Genomic DNA, 1,806 nt, shown 5'->3' on the forward strand with positions numbered 1-1,806 from the left:
TCAGTGCCGATTGTTGCCATGTGGTCACCGCCAGTGAGGATGGCACGGCGAAAATTACTGAAATAAGGGGTTCTCTGGTATCACCTGAACCGGCACAGTCTGGTGGTGATTGACGAAGCCCGGAACCTGATGCGGGGTACTCAGAGGGCCGCCGCTGAGTGACGCCATTCTGCGTGAGTCGAAAGGCAGAAACAGTGTTCGTTGCGCTTAGCAACATGTTATGAACTTTTATTCCAAAACCGGGTCTAACTCGGCACATCCATTTTGAATGTCGTTTCAAAATGAGGAGAAATACTCACGTTACAGGAAACAGAAATGACACCATGCACTCAGCAAATAAACGACAACTCCAATATTGTCGATTCAGCCCCGACATCACCCGGGCGATCTCAATCAGAGCCGCCAACCGTTATCGATATGGGTAGGGAGATCACTGCATCTTACCCGTGTGAATCGTTATTATTGAAGACACTGCCCAAAGAATTGAAGTATGAAGTCATTGCCCATTTAGATCTTCCAAATGTAGCCGTTTTAAAGCGAACATGCTCCGAGTTGTGCGATGTTATTGAAGAAGGTGATGTTCTGGCGAAGGCATGGTATGGCCGGTTTTCTTCAGCACACCGGGCTCAAATAAAGGCAGTCATCAGTACAAAAGACAACAACCAACTCAGCGACTGGTTAGGGCAGTTTACGAATGACGAGGCACTCATCAAGTCAGTAGTAGGACGCCGGGAGAGTCATGGATTTCCTGCTTTTTTCTTTTTCACCATCAGTCAACTGATGTCTGAATGTAAAGCATTTAAATTAGTTGAAGAAGGCGAAATTTCTCATGGCAGCGGGATTAAATCAGCCTCCTTCAGTGTCGATGGCCGTCATGTGGTGACCAAGACTGCTACCGAGGGTCGTAATACAGCGAAAATTTCTGGTCAGGACATCGGTGGGTCATGGGATGTAAAAACTAACATTTTGCACTCTGATGTTATCAACTCAGCCACCTTCAGCCTCGATGGCCATCATCTGGTCACCGCCAGTGATGATCGCACGGCGAAAATCTACGCTCATGAGGCTGATGGAACGTGGGAAGTAAAAGTGACCATTACTCATGGTTCCAGGGTCAATTCAGCCGAATTCAGTCCCGATGGCACTTTTTTGGTGACCGCCAGTGCTGATAGCTCAGCGAGAATTTATGGTCAGGAGGCCAATGGATTATGGCTACCAAAAGCCAGTATTTCCCATGAAGATTCGGTCTTTTCAGCCTCCTTCAGCGCTAATGGGCGCTATTTGATAACCAGGGGTAATGATGATAAGTCGAAAATCTATGGTCTGGAGGACGATGGATCATGGCTGGAGAAAAGCACTATTGCCCTTCCCCATGACTGTCATGTCGAATTAGCCTCCCTCAGTCCCGATGGTGCCCATGTGCTGACCGTAGGCCAGATGACTGTGGTCGGCGAAGTTTACCATTTCCCCTCTGTCTGCGATGACACGGTGAAAATCTACGGCCAGAAGGACGATGGATCCTGGGAAGTAAAGGCTGACATTCGCCATAATGAGCGGATTTGCTCAGCCACCTTCAGCCCCGACGGCAATCATGTGGTGACTGCCAGCGATGATGGTTCGGCGCAAATCTATAGTAAGAAGGCAGATGGATCATGGGAACGAAAAGCCAACATTCGCCATCAGAAATCGGTGAGATCAGCCACTTTTAGCCCCGATGGCCGCCATGTGGTAACTGCAAGTCACGATAAAACGGTGAAAATCTATGGTCAGAACGCCAAAGGAGTCTGGAAAGAAAAAGTCTCCATT

At 48.4% G+C, this 1,806-nt stretch carries 1 protein-coding gene; it reads left to right on the forward strand.

All coding sequences use genetic code 11. The features are described from left to right. Positions 1-315 precede the first annotated feature (315 nt). Positions 316-1,806, forward strand: a 1,491-nt coding sequence (locus KDK18_RS04715) for an F-box/WD repeat-containing protein (RefSeq protein ID WP_257253562.1), incomplete at its 3' end; no start/stop codon positions are given.

The organism is Endozoicomonas sp. SESOKO3, assembly GCF_024606255.1.